We start from the raw sequence: 17,642 nt of genomic DNA, 5'->3' as shown, positions 1-17,642 counted from the left end.
GCCTCAGCCGTTGGCCTGCTCGTTGCGGGCGAGCCAGCGCCGGTAGAAGGCGGTGAAGACGATCAGGATGGACAGCAGGATCACGCCGTACGCGGCGGACCCCGCGTAGTCCCGGGGGATCTGGCCGAAGCCGAGGCGGTAGGCCCAGGTGACCAGCAGCTGGGCGTCGGGCACACCGGTGCCGAACAGCAGGAAGATGACGTTGAACTGGTTGAACGTCCAGATCACGCCGAGCAGGACGACGGTGGAGGACACGGTGCGCAGCCCGGGCATGGTGACGTACCGGAAGCGCTGCCAGGGCGTGGCGCCGTCCATCTCGGCGGCCTCGTACAGCTCGGCCGGGATCGACTGCAGGCCGCCGAGCAGCGAGATCATCATGAACGGCACACCGGCCCAGGTGTTCACCAGGATCGCGGCCGCCTTCTGCGCCCACGGGTCGGTGAGCCAGCCGGGCTCGGGCAGGTGCAGGGCGGACAGGATGCCGTTGACGACGCCGCCGTCGGCGAGCATCAGGCGCCAGGAGAAGACGGTGACGAAGGTCGGCACGGCCCAGGGCAGGATGAGCAGCAGCCGGTAGGCGGCGCGCCCGCGCAGCTTCTTGTTGAGCAGCAGGGCGAGGCCCAGGCCGAGGGTGTAGTGCAGGAAGACGCAGATCGCCGTCCAGGCGATGGTCCAGACGAAGTGCGACCAGAAGCGGTCGTACGAGCCGGGGCCCCACAGGATGTCGGCGTAGTTGTGGAAGCCGACGAAGTTGTAGCTGGCCGGGATCTCGTTGACGCCGATCGTGCGGGCGACGTTGAGGCTGTTGGCGTCGGTGAGGGTGAGCCAGACGCCCTCGACGAGCGGGTAGAGCACCAGCGCGCCGAGCACCAGTACGACCGGGGCGATCATCGCGTAGGCGTACCAGTGCTTGGCGTAGGAGCGCTTGACGCGTTCCAGCAGGCCCGGACGCTGCTCGCGTTCCCGGTTGCCCTTGCCGGTGGCGCCCTGCACGGCGACTGACATCGTTTGCACCTTCTCGGGGGGATTCTCGGGGGAGCCGACGGGCCCGGCCTGCCGGGGCGACGAATGACGGCGAACAGCAGACAACTGACAGATGATGAAATCTGTTCGCTGTTATCCGTTCGCCGTCATTCGTTCACTGTCATTCGTTCACTGTCATCCGTCGGCCGGCAGGCCGGGCGCGGGGACTACTTGGCGAAGCCCGGCAGGAGCTTGGCGTAGTCGGTGGCGACGGTGTTCAGCGCGTCCTGGGTACCGGTGCCCTGGACGGCCTTGCCCAGGTTGGTGCCGAGCGAGGCGAACAGCGAGCTGTACTCGGGCAGTTCGGGGCGCGGCTTGGCGCTGTTCAGGATGCCCTGGAAGCCGGCGATGCCCGGGTCGGCCTTGACGTCGGCAGTGAAGGCGTCGGAGCGGGTCGGCAGGGTGGAGTTCTTCTGCGCGATGAACGCCTGGCTCTCGGCCGAGGTCATGAAGGCGGCGAACTTCTCGGCGGCGGCCTTGTGGGCCTTGTCGGCACCGGCGTAGACGGAGATGTTGTGGCCGCCGGTGGGGGCGCCGGCCTTGCCCGCGGAGCCGCCGGGGACGGCGGCGATGCCGAGGTTGGCCTTGTCGGCGAAGGCCGAGCCCTTGTAGATGTTGGTGATCTCCCAGGGGCCCTGGATGATCGCCGCGACCTTGCCGCTGTTGAAGGCGTCCATCATGTGCGCGTAGGCGTCGGTGGTGATGTCGGCCTTGGCGGTGCCGGGCGAGGTGAACATCGTCTTGTAGGTCTCGACGGCCTTGGCGGCCTCCGGCGAGGTGACGGTGATCTTCTTGCCGGCGGCGTCGACGGTGTCGGTGCCCTCGCCGAACAGGAACGGCATCGCGTAGTAGCCGTCGGCGGCCTTCAGCCAGAAGCCGTCCACGCCGGCCTTGTCCTTGACGGCGGCGGCGTCGGCCTTCAGCTCGTCCCAGGTCTTGGGCGCCTCGGTGATACCGGCCTTGGTGAACAGCTCCTTGTTGTAGAGCAGGCCGAGGGTGTCGGTCACCAGCGGAACGCCGTACAGCTTGCCCTCGTACTTGGCCTGCTGGATCAGGCTGGGCTGGAAGGCGGAGGTGTCGGCGGCGGCCGGGGAGCCGTCCAGCGGCTCGAGGTAGCCGGCCTTGGCGAAGGCGGCGGTCCAGCCGACCTCGGAGCGGAACACGTCCGGAGCGCCCTTGGCCCCCATGGCGGTCTGGAGCTTGTTCTGCGCCTGGTCGAACGGGACGTTGACGAAGTCGACCTTGATGTTCGGGTTGGCGGCCTCGAACTTCTTGACGAGCTCCTGGTAGTTCGGCGCCTCGTTGGTGGCGTTCGACGTGTCCCAGTACGTGAGGGTGACCGGCCCGTCGGCCTTGCCGTTCGAGCTGGAGCCGCTGCTGCCACAGGCAGCCATCGAGACCGCGAGGGCCACAACGAGGGCAGAGGCCGCGATGCCACGCCGCATGAGAACTCCTTGGGAGGGTGGGGGTGCCCGAGATGTTCGGAGACAGGCGCATAATGGCTGCCTCGTGCCGACCGCACCTTTGCTGCCGTCGGGCTCGGGAAGGAAGTTAACAGCGGTGAAAGATCCACGGAAAGTCCTTGCAGAAAGTTTCTGCAAGAAACCGCGATCGTTACACCCGCGTGTCCTGGACGTTGCCGCACGGTAGTTGATGACCGCACCGATTGACCCTGTTCGTCCGATTCACCCCACCCCCGGATGACCGACGGAACCACCGTGCGTGGCTGAAAGCCGTTTGCAGCAGACTGGACGCATGCGTATCCGAGCCGTCACCAGCGACGAACTTCCGCTGCTCGCCGAGCTGGAACGGGCCGCCGGTGCTCCCTTCGCCGCGATCGGCATGCCGGAGATCGCCGAGGACGAACCCCCGACCCCGCAGGAGCTGGCGTCCTACCTGGAACGGGGCGTCGCCCTGGCCGCCGAGGCCCCCGACGGCTCGATCGCCGCCTACCTGCTGGCCGAGCCGGTGGACGGCGCGCTGCACATCGAGCAGGTCTCCGTCCACCCCGACCACGCCCGCCGCGGCATCGGCCGGGCACTGATCGAGCACCTCGCCGCGACCACCGACGCCCCGGCACTCACCCTGACCACCTTCGCCGAGGTCCCCTGGAACGCCCCCTACTACGCGCGCTGCGGCTTCCGCCCGCTGAGCGACGCCGAGGTCACCCCGGGCCTGCGCGGGATCCGCCGCAAGGAGGCCGAGCACGGCCTGGACCGCTGGCACCGGCTCTGCATGCGCCGGGACCTGCGACCGCGACCCGCCCAGCCGTGACCCGCCCAGCCGCGATCCGCGCAGCCATGAGCCGCCAGGCCACGACCCGCTAGGCCGTGACCCCCTGGTTCGTCCCCAGCCGCAGCACCGTCGTCGAGCGGAACTCCTCTCCCGGCCGCAGCACCGTGCTCGGGAACGCCGGGTGGTGCGGGGAGTCCGGGAAGTGCTGGGTCTCCAGCGCGATCCCGGCGAACGGCCCGTACGGGACGCCGCTCGCGCCGGTGACCGCGCCCTGGAACTTGTTCGCCGTGTAGACCTGGATGCCCGGCTCGGTGGTCAGCACCTCCAGGGTGCGGCCGCTGACCGGGTCCTCCAGCAGCGCCGCCCGCGCCGGACTGCCGTCGGCGGGCCGGGGGCGCAGCACCCAGTTGTGGTCGTAGCCGCCGGGCCCGACCAGCTGCGGGTGCCGGTCGTGCACCGACTTGCCGATCGGCGTGGCCACCGTGAAGTCGAACGGCGTGCCGGCCACCGGCTCGGTCCGCCCGTACGGGATCTGCCGCTCGTCGGCCGGGGTGTACTCGTCGGCGTCCAGGGTGAGCAGGTGGCCGAGGACGTCGCCGACGCCTTCACCCGCAAGGTTGATGTACGCGTGGTTCGTCAGGTTGACGACGGTCGGTTTGTTGGTGACCGCGCGGTAGGCGATCACCAGCTCGCCGGAGGCGTCCAGCGTGTAGTCGACGGTGACGTCCAGCGCGCCCGGGAAGCCCTGGTCCCCGTCCGGGCTGTGCAGCCGCAGCCGCACCCCGCCCTCGACCGGCTCGGCCGCCCAGATCCGGTGCGCGAAGCCGTCCGGCCCGCCGTGGATGGTCATGCCGCCGCCGGTCCGGGCGAGCCGGTGCTCCTCGCCGTCGATGGTGACCGACGAGCGGTCGATCCGGTTGGCGTACCGGCCCACCACCGTGCCGTAGTGCCGGGCCGGGCCCAGGATCTGCGCCAACTCGTCCGTGGCGAGCAGCAGTTGGGCGGGACGACCGGAACGGTCCGGCGCGCTCAGGGTGTGCAGGGTGGCACCGAGGGTGAGCACGCTCGCCTCGTACGGGCCGGCCGTGAGCGTCCAGCGCCCGATCGCGGCACCCGCGCCCGAGGGGTCGAGGGGTTCGTGCCGAACGCTGGTGGCCTCGCTCGCCATGGCCTGCTCCTCACTGTCGGCCGCGCCTGGGGCGCCCGCCGCTTCCTGGTCCGTCGAGGGGTCACCGCGGCAGCCCCGTGCCCGTCAGCCTAGCGACGGAGGCACCGGCGAGGGCGCTCCCTCGCCAACGCGCGCCGCCCGTACGCGACGGCCGCCCTGACCGATCGCCACCGCCGCCACCACCACCGCAACCGCCACGCGCCAGACGACCGGCCACCTCACGTGTGAGACGACCGGCCGCCCCGGGCGAGACCGCCGACTCCGACTCCTACTCCTCGCCCTCCGGCCGGGTCGCCTCCCGCTGCTGCGGCGGCAGCCCGAGCGCCGAGGCCAGCCCCTCCGGCCCGCTGCCCGCCTTGCGGTAGACCGCCGCCAGCCGCCGGTTGACCAGGCTGATGTGCAGTCCGAGCTCGTCGGCGATCCGCTGCGGCGGCAGGCCCTGCACCGCCCGCTGGGCGATCTCCAGCTCCGGGCCGCTGAGCGTGTCCAGCGTGTCCCGGAAGTCTCGCAGTCCCAACCGGTTGGGCCGCAGGCCGTAGTTGGCCAGCTCCCGCCGGGCCTGGTCGACCAGGCCCTCCGCGGAGCAGTGCTGGGCCAGCTCGATGCCCTGGTACAGGTACTCCTGGGCGTCCTCCAGTCGCCCGACCCGGCGCAGCGCGGCGCCGAGGTCGACCAGCGCGACGGCGTGCTCGTAGCCGGCCGGGGACTGCCCGAGGTGCAGCACGGCCTGCTCCAGCAGCTCGACCGCCTGCTGGCCGTCCTCGACCTGGGCCTGCAGTCGCAGGGCGGTGCCGATCGCGGAGGCGGTGCCGAAGGCGCGCGCGTCCCGGACGGCCTTCTGGGAGTACTCGCGGGCGCGCTCGGGCTCGTCGTCCGCGAGCGCGATGGCGAGGTGGCCCGCCCAGGGCGCCCAGACGGTGTTGTGCCAGCCGCGGACCTCCAGCCAGGCGCCGGCCTCGGTGAGCGCGGCGGCGGCGCCCGCGTGCCGGTTCTTGGCGATCAGCAGCTTGCCGTACAGCGAGGCCGCGTCCGGCAGCACCATGGCGGTCGCGTGGTAGGGCGGGTGGAAGCCGAAGTCGTTGGCCAGCTCCCAGGCCTCGTCGACGCGGCCGCGGGCGATCAGGGTGTCCACCAGCACGCCGACCGCGTCCCAGGCCAGCGGCAACTTCTCCCCGATCCGCTCGGAGATGCGGTACGCCCGGCGCAGGAAGTCCTCGGCCTCGGCGAGCAGGCCGCGGCGGAACCGGGCCAGCCCCATCAGGAAGTACGCGAAGCCCCGGTGGGCGCCGCTCCAACCGGCCACCTCGAACTGGATGATGGCGTCGGCGGCCAGCCGCTCGGCCTGGGCGACACGGTCGTTGTAGATGTACGTGAGGCCGAGCATCGAGGGCAGCTCGAAGCCCCAGGTGGTGTCGGTCCAGCCGAGTCCCTTGGGCAGCCGGCCACCGTCGAGGACCTCGTCGGCGAGGGCGAGCGCCTCGTTGGAGGGCGCGCCGCGCAGGGTGAGGTCCCAGGCCCGCATGGCGAGCACGGCCCGGTCGGCGGCCTCCCGGCCGGTGAGGCCGCTGCACATCTCGCCGAGCCGGGCGGAGCGGCCGGGGCCGTCCTCCTCGGACTTGCGGAAGGCGTGCCACATGAAGGAGGCGGCCTGCAGCCGCTGGCGCCCCGCCGGGTCGTGGGTCTTCTGCGCCTCGTCCTGGCAGACCAGCGCGGCCTGGCGCAGCTCGCCGCTGTGCGCGAGCACCTCGGAGAGCCGGAAGGTGGCGTCCACCCGCAGTTCGGGGCGCAGCGGCACCTCGTCGGGGTCGAGGGCGAGCTTGAGCTGGTTGACGGTGGCGACGGAGTCGGTGAGCAGGGCGGAGCAGCCGAGTTCGTACAGCACCTCGGCCTTGATCTCGTCGGCGGGCGGCTCGTTGAGTGCGCGGTTCAGGCAGCGCTGGGCGGCCTCGGGGGCGCCGATCAGCTGGTGTTCGACGGCGGCGCGGCGCAGCTTCTTGACGATCCGGTCGTCGCCCTCGCCGGAGTGGGTCTCGACGAGGTGGCGGGAGGCGGCGAGCAGGCCGAGTCCGGCGTTCTCGATCTCGACGGCGGCGATGCCGTGCATGCCGAGGCGGGTGGCGTCCGGCATGGTGTTGTAGATCGAGCTGGCGATCAGCGGGTGGACGAACTCGAGGTTCCCGTTGGGGGCCTGGGTGAGCACGCGCTGTTTGCGCAGTTGCTTGATGGAGTCGCGGGCGCCCTCGGTGCTCTGGGTGGAGATCCGGGTGGCGAGGTCGATCCGGATGTCGGTGCCCAGCATGGCGCAGGCCCAGGCGAAGCGCAGGGTGGCGGCGCCGAGCTGGTCCAGCCAGCTCTTGAGGGTCATCCCGGTGGCGTCGACGGCGAGTTCGCGCAGTTGCCGCGAGTTCTCCTCGACCGGTTCGAGCTCCTGGTCGCGGACCTGGTCGAGCAGGCGACCGGCCTCGAAGGGGTTGCCGTTGACGACGTTCCAGAACTCGTAGCAGAAGGCGTCCTCGGCCTTGTCGCCGAGTTCGGCGCGGATCATGTCGGTGACGGAGCTGAGGTTGAGTCGGTTGAGCTCGTGCTTGCGGCCCTTGAGGCCGATGATGTCCCGGCGGAACTCCTCGGTCGCGGCGGGCCAGTCGCTCTCGTCCTCGCGGAAGGCGAAGACGAGCAGGACGGGCAGTTCGCCGGAGCGGACGGCGAACTTGGCGAGCCAGGAGAGGGATTCCGCGTCGGCCCAGTGCAGGTCGTCGACGATCATCACCATCGGTGCTCGGCGCGGTGCGAGCTGGGTGAGGACGTAGTCGAGGCCGTCGCGCACGCCCTGCGGGTCGAGGCGGCGGGCGCCGGCCTTGGGCTGCTTGAGGCCCATGGCCGGTCCGACGACCTCCTCCCAGGTGCCCATGACCTGGCGGAACACGTCCGGCGGGAGGTTGGTGAGCACCGGCTGGAGCAGCTGGCGCAGTACGTGGTAGGGCTCCTTGAACTGGCGTTCGCCGCCTCGGGCGAACAGGACGGTGGCGCCCTCGCGTAGCCTTGCGATCCGTCGGACCTCCTGCAGCAGGGTGGTCTTGCCGATGCCGGGCCGGCCGGAGAAGGCGAGCAGGTCGCCGATCTCGGTGCCGCCGGCGGCGAATTCGCGGCAGAGCCGGTCGACGGCGGTTTCCACCGAGCGCAGTTCGGCGTCGCGGTCGCGCAGCCGGACCCGGGACGCGGTGCCGTCGCCGTCCCGGCCGGAACCGGATCCCGTCCGAACGTCGTTCTCCTGCTCGGTCACCGTCGCGCCTCCGCCTCGCCCGATCGCGTCACAGCTCCATCACTGCGTGGAGCCGAGGGTAGCGCTGCGCGGGCCTCACCGTGTGGCGTTCGTGCAGGCTGGGGCGGACGGTGAGGGTTCGGACGGCTTGCCAAGGGCAATTGCCCTATATCCCTAACGTCCGATCATTACATCCGATACCCTACGGCCCTCGAGGCGCAGATGATCTTGCCGGACCCACCCGCACCACCTCCGCCTCGCCGCGTCAACTCCCCCCACGGTCAATGATCGAACCACAAGCGCCCCCACCCTCCGCTGCACCGGGAGTCCGATGTCTGACGACAACTCACTTCAGATCCCGTTCCCGCACCGCCGCAGTCCGCACGGCCCGCAGGCCACCGCGCTGCACCGCGACTGGCTGATCCGCCACCCCCTGCTGCCCGACGCCGACCACCCCGGCTACGCGCACTGGGAGGTAGTGGACCTCGCCGCGCTGGGCTACCCGGACGCCGGACCGGACGAACTCGCCCTGGCCGCCGACCTGATGGGCTTCTACTTCCTCTTCGACGACCAGTTCGACGGCCCGCTCGGTCGCCGCCCTTCGGAAGTCGCTCCGATCTGCGAACGCCTGATCGCCGTCCTGCACGGCGCCCGTCCCGACCAGGGCTCCGCGATCGAGACCGCCTTCGCCGACCTCTGGAACCGCAGCGCACACGGCATGCCCGCGCGCTGGCAGGCCCGCGCCGCGTACAACTGGGAGTACTACCTGGCCAGCCACCCGGCCGAGGCGGCCGGCCGGATCTCCGCCCGCCCCCCGGACCGGGACGGCTACCTGCAGCTCAGACGGGGCACCGCGGCGATGGAGACCATCTTCGACATGGTCGAACGCATCGGCCAGTTCGAGGTCCCCGCCGCCGTCCTGCACCACCCGGTGCTCCGTCAACTCCGCCAGCTGGCCGCCGACATACCGTCACTCAGCAACGACGTGCGCTCCTACCCGCTGGAGGCGCCGCGCGGCGACGTCAACAACCTGGTGATGATCGTCCAGCGCGAGCGCCGCTGCTCGGCCGAGGAAGCCTGCGCGGCGGTCATTGCGGAGGCCCAGCTGATGGTCGAGCGCTGCGCCGACCTGCACGAGCGACTTCCCGACGTCTACCGCGAGTTGGGCCTGTCCCGGATCGAACGCGCGATCGCCCAGCGGTACGCGGACGGGCTGCTCACCTGGCTGGCGGGCTACCTCAGCTGGGAGGCCCGCACCGGCCGGTACCACGCGGTCTGACGTCCGCCCGCCGGGCCCCCGGCCGCCGCGCGCCGACCCGCAGCCGACCGGGGCAGCCGGCCGACGAAGCCGACGCGCCGACGCGCCGGACCGCGCCACAGTGACCGACGGTGGCGCGGTGACCGACCGTGCCGACCTGCCCGACCGTGCCGGCCTGCCCGACCGAGCCCGCGAGAACGGCCGGAACGCGCACCCTCCGTACGGACCGGGCGCACGGACCGTAGCCGCGCCCCGCGCCCGGCGGCTATCGTGCTCGACGGCGGGCGCCCCCGGGCGTCCGGCCCATGTGCGTGTCCTTACCCTCCCGCCGGGCCGCCCCGACCGGGCGGTCCGGCGCGCCGCCTCCGGCCGCACGGCCCGGGCGGCGCCCGACGTCGCGAGGAGACACCAGAGCATGACGGTCTACCAGCCCCCCGGCACGCCCGGCAGCATCGTCGCCTACCGCTCCCGGTACGAGCACTGGATCGGCGGCGGATGGACGCCCCCGGTGCGCGGCGCGTACTTCGGCGACCCGACCCCGGTCACCGGCGAGGTGTTCACCGAGGTCGCCCGCGGCACCGCCGAGGACATCGAGGCCGCCCTGGACTCGGCCCACGCCGCCGCCCCCGTCTGGGGCCGCACCCCGGCCGCCGAGCGGGCCCAGGTGCTGCTGCGGATCGCCGACCGGATGGAGGCCAACCTGGAGCAGCTGGCGGTCGCGGAGAGCTGGGAGAACGGCAAGCCGGTGCGCGAGACGCTGGCCGCCGACCTCCCCCTCGCCGTCGACCACCTGCGCTACTTCGCCGGCGCGCTGCGCGCCCAGGAGGGCAGCCTCTCCCAGCTGGACGAGGACACGGTGGCGTACCACTTCCACGAGCCGCTGGGCGTGGTCGGCCAGATCATCCCGTGGAACTTCCCGATCCTGATGGCGATCTGGAAGCTCGCCCCGGCGCTCGCGGCCGGCAACGCGGTGGTACTCAAGCCCGCCGAGCAGACCCCGGCCTCGGTGCTGCTGCTCGCCGAGCTGACCGCCGACCTGCTGCCGCCCGGCGTGCTCAACATCGTCACCGGCTTCGGCGAGGAGGCCGGCGCCCCGCTCTCCGCCAGCCCGCGGATCCGCAAGCTCGCCTTCACCGGCGAGACCTCCACCGGCCGGCTGATCGCCCGCGCGGCGGCCGACAACCTGATCCCGGTCTCCCTGGAGCTCGGCGGCAAGAGCCCCAACGTGTTCTTCGCGGACGTCGCCGCCGCCTCGGACGCCTTCTACGACAAGGCCGTCGAGGGCTTCGCGATGTTCGCCCTCAACCAGGGCGAGGTCTGCACCTGCCCCAGCCGCGCGCTGATCGACTCCTCGATCTACGAGCGGCTGCTCGCCGACGGCCTGCAGCGGGTGCGCGCGATGCGCCAGGGCGACCCGCTGGACACCGACACCCAGGTCGGCGCCCAGGCCAGCGCCGAACAGCTGAAGAAGATCCTCTCCTACTTCGAGATAGGCCAGGCCGAGGGCGCCAAGGTCCTCACCGGCGGCGAGCGGGCCGACCTCGGCGGCGCCCTGGCCGGCGGGTACTACGTCACGCCGACGGTCTTCGAGGGCGACAACTCGATGCGGGTCTTCCAGGAGGAGATCTTCGGCCCGGTCGTCTCGGTGACCCGTTTCGACGGCTTCGACCAGGCGGTCGCGCTCGCCAACGACACCCAGTACGGGCTCGGCGCGGGCGTGTGGACCCGCAGCCTCAACACCGCCCACCGGGCCGGACGCGCCATCCAGGCGGGCCGGGTCTGGACCAACTGCTACCACGCCTACCCCGCGCACGCGGCCTTCGGCGGGTACAAGAACTCCGGCATCGGACGGGAGAACCACAAGGCGCTGCTGGAGCACTACCAGCAGACCAAGAACCTGCTGGTCAGCTACTCCCCCGACGCGGTCGGCTTCTTCTAGGCCGGCCCTGCGGAAATGTGGAGCGGGAGACGGTTCCGGTCTCCCGCTCCACCGCCACTCCCCGCGGCGGGCACTCGGGTCGAGCCATCACTCGGGTCAAGCCGTGGGGCCGAATCACCCATTTCGGGATCCAAGCACATGAATCCTGCCATTTTCCCGACGCGCCGCCGACATGCCCGGACGGCCCCCGCGAACGTCGTAGACAGGACTCCCCGACCCCTCACCCGTCTCCGGGAGTCCCACATGACCATCGCCCCCGCCAAACTCACCGACCCCGCCGTCCGCGCGTTCGTCACCGCGATCAACGCGGGCGACCGCGAGGCCTTCTTCGCCTTGCTCGCGCCGGACGCGGCCATGTCCGACGACGGTTCCGAGCGCGAGCTGGCGGACTGGGTCGACCGGGAGATCTTCGGCCCGAACGGCCGGATGGCCGTCCAGACCGAGTCGAACGGCGGCCACGCGCTCGTCGCCGAGTTCACCAACGACACCTGGGGCATGATGCGCACCGCGTGGCGCTTCACCGTCGAGGGCGGCAAGATCCGCCGCTTCGACACCGGCCAGGCCTGAACCCAGCGGGCGCAGGACGGCTGCCGGGCTCAGGACAGCCCGCAGGCGCAGGACGGCTTCCGGGCTCAGGACGGTCTGTGGGCTCAGGACAGCCCCAGGCACCCCCGCACCGCACGGATCAGGTTCCGCGAGCGGATGTCCCCGGTGACGCCCGGCTGCATGCCGTTGGTGACGTAGCCGAAGCCCAGCCCCAGCTCCGGGTCGGCGAAGCCCAGCGAACCGCCCCGCCCGGGGTGCCCGAAGCTCGCCGGGGAGGCCATCGGCGCGGTCGGGCCGTGCCGCCAGAAACCCAGGCCGAAGGTGGAGTTGACGATCAGCACCCGGTCGGGCCCGTGCACGGCCGGCCCGACCGCGCGGGTCAGCACCTCGGGTCCGAGCAGCGGCGGCAGCAGCGCGCCGGAGCCGTCGGGGCGGTCGGCCGCGCCGATCAGCGCCGCGTAGAACCGGGCCAGCGAACGGGCGGTGCCGATACCGCCGGCGCCGGGGATCTCGGCGGCCTGCACCGCCGGGTCGTTGAGGTCCACCCCGGGGCGCACCGAGGCGAACGACCGCGCGGTCAGCGAACTCGGGTCCTCGTAGGCGTCCCGGACGGACTGCTTGGGCCGCAGCCGCAGCCCGCTCGGTCCGGTCCGGGCCGCCTCCGGGGCGGGCAGGTCGACCAGCTTGCCGACCCGCGGCGCGGCCCCGGCCGGCAGCCCGATCCACAGGTCCAGTCCGAGCGGCCGGGCGATCTCCTCGGCGAAGTACTGTCCGATCGTCCGATCGCTCACCCGCCGCACCACCTCGCCGACCAGCCAGCCGAAGGTGTACGGGTGGTAGCCGTGCGCCGTGCCGGGCTCCCAGGCGGGCGTCTGCGCGGCGACGGCGGCGGCCGCACGCTCCCAGGTGAGCACGTCCTCCAACCGCAGCGGCACGTCCAGCGCGGGCACCCCGGCCCGGTGCGAGAGCAGCCAGCGCACCGGCACCCCGCCCTTACCCGCCGCCGCGAACTCCGGCCAGTACGAGGCCACCGGCGCGTCCAGGTCCAGCAGTCCGCGTTCGACGGCCAGCAGCGCGGTGGTCGCGGTCAGGCCCTTGGTGACCGAGCGCAACACCTGCGCGGTGTCCGCCGTCCACGGCACCGCCGGCGCGGGCCGCCCGCCGACCTCGGGCCGGGCGTCGCCGCCCCACAGGTCGACCACCTTGCGGCCGTGCGCGTACAGCGCGAAGGCCGCGCCGAGCTCGCCGTACTCGGCGAAGTTCCGTGCGAAGGCCGCCCGTACGGGCTCGAACCCCTCGGCCGTCTCGCCCCAGATCTCCACCATCGCGCGCCGCCTTCACCCCGGTAACGATCGTCATGGTCCACCCGTGTTCGAAGGATCGTGAAGATCCGTTCGAGTCGGGCCCCGAAACCCTAACCTGTCCGTCATGACCAACCCTGCCGAAGAACTGCTGGACATCGTCGACGAGCACGACCGGGTGATCGGGACCGCCCTGCGCGGCGAGGTCTACCGGCGCGGCCTGATCCACCGCTGCGTCTTCATCCTGGTCCGCGACCCGGCCGGACGGATCTTCGTCCACCGCCGCACCGACACCAAACTGTTCGCCCCCGGGGCGTACGACATGTTCGTCGGCGGCGTCGTCGGCTCGGGCGAGACCTACGCCGAGGCCGCCGTCCGCGAGGCCGAGGAGGAACTCGGCGTCCACGGCATCGTCCCGCGCCCGATGTTCAAGTTCCTCTTCCGGGAGCCCGACGGTGGCAAGCTCACCTGGTGGTGCGACATGTACGAGGCCGAATGGGACGGCCCGGTCGACCCGCAGGAGTCCGAGGTCGCCTGGCACACCTGGCTCACCCCCGACGAACTCGCCGAGCGCCTCGCCCGTGACACCTTCGTCGCCGACGGCCGCGAGGCCTACCGCCGCTATCTGGACTTCCGGGCCGCGTAGACGGCCGCAGACGCCGCGTGGACGCTGCACAACCGCCGCACGGACGGCCGCATGGGCCCCCGGACCACCGCCGGATAGGCTGGCCGCATGGCCTCCCGTACGCCGTCCCCGACGGCCGACCGCGCAGCACGGACCTCCGCACCCGCCCGGGCGGCGGCGGGTGACCGGCCCCGTCGGCGGCTGAGCGTGGACGAGCGGCGGGAGCAGCTGATCGCCGTGGCCCTGGAGCTGTTCAGCCGGCGGCCGCCGGAGGAGGTGTCGATCGACGACATCGCCGCCGCCGCGGGCGCCTCCCGGCCGCTGGTGTACCACTACTTCCCCGGCAAGCAGGCGCTGTACGAGGAGTCGCTGCGGCGGGCCGGCCAGGAACTGTCGGCCCGCTTCGAGGAGCCGATGGAAGGGCCGCTGTCGGAGCGGCTGTACCGGGTGATGGGCCGCTACCTGGACTTCGTGCAGAGTCACGGGCCGGGCTTCGCGGCGCTGCTGCGGGGCGGCTCGGTGGCCGCCAGCGCGGGCACCTCGGCGGTGATCGACGAGGTCCGCCGGGCCGCGCAGGAGCAGATCCTGGCCCACCTGGCGATCCCCTCGCCCAGCCCGGCGCTGCGGCTGACCGTCCGCGCCTGGATCGCCAACGCCGAGATCACCTCGCTGGAGTGGCTTGGCGAGCGCTCGGTGCCGCTGGAGGAACTGCAGCTGCACCTGGTGCAGGAGTTCGTCGCGGCACTCACCATCACCGCCGCCCGGGAGCCGGCGCTCGCCGCCGAGCTCGCCTCCTTCTTCGCCGACGAGCGCCCGCAGGGGCCGACCGGGCGTCTGGTGCGGGACCTCGCCGCGCTGCTCGCCGTCCCGGGGATCCTCGACGCGCTCACCGCGCTCGCCACCGAGGCCACCGGGGCCGCTGAGGTTGGGGAGGCCACCGAGGTTGCCGAGGCCGCCGGTGCCGCTGAGGCCACCGAGGAGCCCCCGCCGACGCGCTCGTCCGAGTGATCATCCGGTCATCCTGCGGTTCGGTCAGGACGGCGGGCTCTGATAGGAATGGGCAGGGATCTGACGGCGCGCCGCCGCGACCGGCCCGATTCCACCCGAACCACCGACGGCAGACGGAGCAGAGCGGGGGGCTCACCAGTTGACCCAGGACGTCCAGTTCAGTGCGGAGGCCAACCCCTTCGCGGCAGCCGAGCAGGTCTGCGCGACCCTCGGCACGCTCACCGACGCCCTCTTCGACGAGCACACCTCGCGCCACCCGGCGGCCTCGCTGAGCGCCCTGCGCGCGACCGCGCACCCCGCCGCCGAGGCGCTGTTCGGCCTGCCGCTCGCCCCCAACGGCCCGGTGCACGCCGCCCTCGACCGGCTCGGCACGGTGATCACCGTCGGCTCCGCCCGTCCCGGCACCGGCGCCCGGATCGCCGACCGGGTGATCGACGCGCTGCAGTCCCGCTACGGCGGCGGACCGGTGCGCGGCGCCATCGCCGACCGGGGCACCACCTCGGCCGCGCTCTTCCAGCTGCCGGTCACCGGTGAGTTCGCCGACGCCATGCTGCGCCCGCCGTTCGCCCCGGCGCTCGCCGCGCTGGCGGCCGGACAGCAGACCCGGCAACCGGTCGAACTGCCCACCGGCGCGGGCGCCGAGGTCCGGCTGGTCGTCCCGCCCGGTTTCCACCCGCTGACCTCCCCCGGCGGGCCCCCCGGGGTCTCCGCCCGTACGGTGCCCCCGCTGCCCGCCGACGCGGACCCGGCCGACGGGACCGCCCCGGCCACCGCGGCGGCGGCCGCCGAGCTGTCCGGGCACCTGGCGGAGGTCGCCGAGGAACTGTTCAGCACCACCGGTACCGAGCCGCGCCGCGACTTCGCGGTGGTCGCCGCCACCCTGGCCGACCTGATCCAGGACGCGGGCGTCGCGTACGCGGGCGTCTGCGCCCTCGAGCTCGACGACCGCACCTCGGACGCCGCCCTCGTCGTCTCGCTCGCCCGGCACCCGCTGCCGATCACCGCGCTCGCCACCGAGCTGGCCACCGTCCGACGGCACGCCGAGGTGTGGACGGTCCTGCTGCCGGCCGGCCCGGCCGCCGTCCTGGTCGAGGGACGGACCGTCCCGGTGCCCGGACCGCTGGCCGCCGACGGGCAGCGACGCTGGGTGGTCACCTCGGCCGTCCAGGCCTTCGTACCGCTGCCGGACGGCGGGACGGTGCTGTGCGCCCAGCTGTCCACGGCGCGGCCGGAGGACTGGGAGCTGTACACCGAGGCGTTCGCGGAGCTGCTGAAGAGCATCCAGTTCGGCTGGGACGGCGAGCCGGCCCCGACCGGCGCCGCGCCCGCCGCCGTGCCTGCCACCGTGCCGGCTCCCCCTCAGGCACCGGATCCGGAACCGGTGCCGGTCGAGGAGACGCAGACGCAGACGCCGACGCCGACGCAGACGGAGGAGCCCACGGAGCTGCCCGTCCACCTGCGCGGCACGCCGGTGCGGGTTCCGCCCGCGGACTTCAACCCCTTCGCGCCCGTCGCCGAGTCGTCCACCACCGAGGCCGAGCCGACCGCGGAGGACCGCCCGAAGGGCACGCCGGTCATGGTCCCGCCGCCGGACTTCGACCCCTTCGCCATGCCGGACCTCCCGTCCACACCGGCCGCCGCGCCCGCAGCGCAGCCCGCCGCCGCCGACCCGTTCGGCACGACGGTCGCGGCCGACCGGAAGAGCGACCCGTTCGGCACCACCCTCGCCCCGCAGGGCCCGGCCATCCCGCCGCCGCCGTCGACCCCGCCGGTCATCCCGGCGCCCGTCGCGGCAGCAGTCGCGGCGGAGGCCGAGCCGACCGCGGAGGACCGCCCGAAGGGCACGCCGGTCATGGTCCCGCCGCCGGACTTCGACCCCTTCGCCATGCCGGACTTCCCGTCCACGCCGGCGAAGGAGCCCGAGGCAGCGGCGGACGCGAACGCGACGCCGGAGCACCGTCCGTTCGGCTGAGCCTGGCAGCTGCGCGCGCGAGCAGGGAACGGCGAACAGACGACACGCTACGGGTGACGGGTCACAGCTGACAGGTTTCAGATTTCAGATTTCGTTCGCTGAAATCTGAAACCTGAAATCTGTTACCTGTCACCGGTCAGCCGTCGGCTGCCCTCCGCCACCCGTCACGCGCGCCGCCGCTCGATCACCGCCGCGATCCCGTCCAGCATCCGCGCCATCCCGAACTCGAACAGCGCCTCCAGACTCAGGTCGATCTCCGGACCCCGGTTCATCGCGTCGAACATCGGGAACCGGTCCGGGTCCGACATCAGCCGGTCGTGGTCCTCGTCGTCCAGACGGTCCATCCACTCGTCCGCCGACAGCCCGCTGTCCTGTTCGGCCTGCGCCTCCCGCTCAAAGTGGACGGCCAGCCCGCACACGAACGCCGCCAGCGCGACGGAGGCCTGGGCCATCTCCTCCCGGCTCAGCCCCAGTCCCGCCAGCACCGCCATCGAGCGCTCGGTGTGCAGCGCCGCGTCCGGCGCGAGCACCGGCCGGGTGAAGGACATCGTGGACGCCAGCCACGGGTGCCGCCGGTAGATCCGCCATTGCAGCCGCGCGACCGACTCCAGCCCCTCCCGCCAGTCCGACGCCGACACCGACGCCGGCCGCTCGGGCAGAGGCTGCTCGCCGAAGGCCACGTCCAGCATGAGCCGCAACAGCTCGTCCTTGCCCGGCACATGACGGTAGAGCGACATCGTCGCGACCCCGAGGTCCGTCGCGACCCGTCGCATCGACAGCGCCGCCAGCCCCTCCACGTCCGCCACCCGGACGGCCGTCGCCACGATCCGCTCCCGGGTGAGGTCCCGCTCACCGCCGGCCCGCGCACGCCGAACGGCGGCCGGAGCCAACGCCGCAGCCGCCTCGGCCCCAGCCCCCTTCGCCCCGGCAACCCTCGCCCCAGCCACCGCAGCCTCGACCGCCGTAGCCCCGGACGCCTTGGTCCCGACCACCACCGTCCCCACCCCCGGAACGGCGCGGACCAGCCCCTCTTCCCGCAGGCGGTTCAGCACCTTGGTCGCCGTGGCCATCGCCACGCCCCATTCCCGGGTGATCCGCCGGGTCGACGGCACCCGGGCCCCCGGCGCCAACTCCCCTGCCACGATGCGCCGTCGAAGCTCGGCCGCGATCCGCTCCGAGGGAGTACCGCTCTCAGCCACCACCCACCACCGCCCGCCAGACCCTCCACTGCCCCAGGGAGAAGTCCCATGGGAGAAACCCCAGCAGCCGATCCCCGCCAACCGCCGTTCGCGTCGGCCGGGTTCGCTC

General features: G+C 72.7%; 13 protein-coding genes. 7 read left to right on the top strand and 6 right to left on the bottom strand.

The features are described 5' to 3' along the window. Window positions 1-3: 3 nt before the first annotated feature. Both ACZ52J_RS18375 and ACZ52J_RS18370 read right to left on the bottom strand, forming a co-directional pair. On the bottom strand, window positions 4-1,005 hold the full coding sequence (locus ACZ52J_RS18375) for a carbohydrate ABC transporter permease (RefSeq protein WP_465619982.1): 1,002 nt from the start codon (window positions 1,003-1,005) through the stop codon (window positions 4-6). Window positions 1,006-1,190: 185 nt separating this feature from the next. Further along, a complete protein-coding gene (locus ACZ52J_RS18370) occupies window positions 1,191-2,468 on the bottom strand; it encodes an extracellular solute-binding protein (RefSeq protein ID WP_465619980.1) in 1,278 nt (425 codons plus the stop codon). 310 nt (window positions 2,469-2,778) lie between these two features. On the opposite strand from ACZ52J_RS18370, the gene ACZ52J_RS18365 reads away from it, so the two are divergent. Continuing rightward, window positions 2,779-3,297 (top strand): GNAT family N-acetyltransferase, encoded by a 519-nt coding sequence (locus tag ACZ52J_RS18365; RefSeq protein ID WP_465619978.1) that lies wholly within the window; start codon window positions 2,779-2,781, stop codon window positions 3,295-3,297. Window positions 3,298-3,346: 49 nt separating this feature from the next. Here ACZ52J_RS18365 and ACZ52J_RS18360 read toward each other — a convergent pair whose 3' ends face one another. Both ACZ52J_RS18360 and ACZ52J_RS18355 read right to left on the bottom strand, forming a co-directional pair. Next, on the bottom strand, window positions 3,347-4,426 hold the full coding sequence (locus ACZ52J_RS18360) for an aldose epimerase family protein (RefSeq protein WP_465619976.1): 1,080 nt from the start codon (window positions 4,424-4,426) through the stop codon (window positions 3,347-3,349). Between the two features lie 268 nt (window positions 4,427-4,694). Beyond that, window positions 4,695-7,706: an ATP-binding protein gene (locus ACZ52J_RS18355; RefSeq protein WP_465619974.1), complete on the bottom strand. Its 3,012-nt coding sequence runs from the start codon at window positions 7,704-7,706 to the stop codon at window positions 4,695-4,697. A gap of 310 nt (window positions 7,707-8,016) precedes the next feature. Between ACZ52J_RS18355 and ACZ52J_RS18350 the strand changes: the two genes are divergently transcribed. The 3 genes from ACZ52J_RS18350 (at window position 8,017) to ACZ52J_RS18340 (ending at window position 11,449) form a co-directional block, all read left to right on the top strand. Then, on the top strand, window positions 8,017-8,964 hold the full coding sequence (locus tag ACZ52J_RS18350; RefSeq protein ID WP_465619973.1) for a terpene synthase family protein: 948 nt from the start codon (window positions 8,017-8,019) through the stop codon (window positions 8,962-8,964). A 394-nt stretch (window positions 8,965-9,358) separates the two neighbouring features. Continuing rightward, window positions 9,359-10,882, top strand: a complete 1,524-nt coding sequence (gene exaC / locus ACZ52J_RS18345) for an acetaldehyde dehydrogenase ExaC (protein ID WP_465619972.1) — start codon at window positions 9,359-9,361, stop codon at window positions 10,880-10,882. Window positions 10,883-11,125: 243 nt separating this feature from the next. After that, window positions 11,126-11,449, top strand: a complete 324-nt coding sequence (locus tag ACZ52J_RS18340; protein WP_360489716.1) for a nuclear transport factor 2 family protein — start codon at window positions 11,126-11,128, stop codon at window positions 11,447-11,449. 83 nt (window positions 11,450-11,532) lie between these two features. On the opposite strand, the gene ACZ52J_RS18335 is transcribed toward ACZ52J_RS18340, so the two are convergent. After that, window positions 11,533-12,753 (bottom strand): serine hydrolase domain-containing protein, encoded by a 1,221-nt coding sequence (locus ACZ52J_RS18335; protein ID WP_360489718.1) that lies wholly within the window; start codon window positions 12,751-12,753, stop codon window positions 11,533-11,535. 103 nt (window positions 12,754-12,856) lie between these two features. Between ACZ52J_RS18335 and ACZ52J_RS18330 the strand changes: the two genes are divergently transcribed. The 3 genes from ACZ52J_RS18330 to ACZ52J_RS18320 all read left to right on the top strand — a co-directional run bounded on the left by ACZ52J_RS18330 (window position 12,857) and on the right by ACZ52J_RS18320 (window position 16,334). Then, window positions 12,857-13,375 (top strand): NUDIX hydrolase, encoded by a 519-nt coding sequence (locus ACZ52J_RS18330; protein WP_360489720.1) that lies wholly within the window; start codon window positions 12,857-12,859, stop codon window positions 13,373-13,375. Window positions 13,376-13,462: 87 nt separating this feature from the next. After that, window positions 13,463-14,362, top strand: a complete 900-nt coding sequence (locus tag ACZ52J_RS18325; RefSeq protein WP_465619969.1) for a TetR/AcrR family transcriptional regulator — start codon at window positions 13,463-13,465, stop codon at window positions 14,360-14,362. 139 nt (window positions 14,363-14,501) lie between these two features. Further along, the gene (locus ACZ52J_RS18320) at window positions 14,502-16,334 is read left to right on the top strand and encodes a hypothetical protein (RefSeq protein ID WP_465619967.1); all 1,833 of its coding nucleotides are present in this window, start codon (window positions 14,502-14,504) and stop codon (window positions 16,332-16,334) included. 164 nt (window positions 16,335-16,498) lie between these two features. On the opposite strand, the gene ACZ52J_RS18315 is transcribed toward ACZ52J_RS18320, so the two are convergent. Beyond that, entirely contained in the window at window positions 16,499-17,536 is a 1,038-nt protein-coding gene (locus ACZ52J_RS18315) for a TetR/AcrR family transcriptional regulator C-terminal domain-containing protein (protein ID WP_465619966.1), read from the bottom strand. Between the last annotated feature and the right edge of the window lie 106 nt (window positions 17,537-17,642).

The organism is Kitasatospora sp. NPDC034035 (assembly GCF_055575755.1).
This window is presented reverse-complemented; position numbering and strand designations above follow the sequence as displayed.